This is a genomic window from Paenibacillus sp. TY11, from assembly GCF_059772165.1.
This window is the reverse complement of sequence record NZ_JCBAIQ010000076.1, coordinates 1-541: the sequence shown is the minus strand read 5'-3', so window position 1 is coordinate 541 and position 541 is coordinate 1. Positions and strand designations below refer to the sequence as shown.

The window sequence follows — 541 nt, the reverse complement described above, 5'->3', positions numbered from 1 at the left end:
TTACAGTCTGATGCGTTTGGCCACTTCGCTAATCCTCCAAAATGGTGCCGGCGAGAGGACTTGAACCCCCAACCTACTGATTACAAGTCAGTTGCTCTACCAGTTGAGCTACACCGGCATATTAAGTTAAATGGCGGAACCGACGGGATTCGAACCCGCGATCTCCTGCGTGACAGGCAGGCATGTTAGGCCTCTACACCACGGTTCCAGAGTCAACTTTCTTAGTTGAAGTAATTGCGGGGGCAGGATTTGAACCTGCGACCTTCGGGTTATGAGCCCGACGAGCTACCGAACTGCTCCACCCCGCGACATTGAAAAGGGTTTTCTCAAAACTACTTATGGTGGAGGCTGAGGGGATCGAACCCCCGACCCTCTGCTTGTAAGGCAGATGCTCTCCCAGCTGAGCTAAGCCTCCGAATTACTATGACCCGTAGGGGATTCGAACCCCTGTTACCTCCGTGAAAGGGAGGTGTCTTAACCCCTTGACCAACGGGCCATGCAATAAAATAATTCTGGCGGAGAGAGAGGGATTCGAACCCTC

General features: G+C 52.7%; 5 tRNA genes. All 5 read right to left on the bottom strand.

The features are described 5' to 3' along the window. Positions 1-42: 42 nt before the first annotated feature. Positions 43-118 (bottom strand) — tRNA-Thr (locus AC6EJC_RS26895). A 13-nt stretch (positions 119-131) separates the two neighbouring features. Further along, positions 132-208, bottom strand: a tRNA-Asp gene (locus AC6EJC_RS26890). A gap of 26 nt (positions 209-234) precedes the next feature. After that, positions 235-308 (bottom strand) — tRNA-Met (locus tag AC6EJC_RS26885). A gap of 31 nt (positions 309-339) precedes the next feature. Continuing rightward, positions 340-415, bottom strand: a tRNA-Val gene (locus tag AC6EJC_RS26880). Between the two features lie 9 nt (positions 416-424). Then, positions 425-496 (bottom strand) — tRNA-Glu (locus tag AC6EJC_RS26875). Between the last annotated feature and the right edge of the window lie 45 nt (positions 497-541).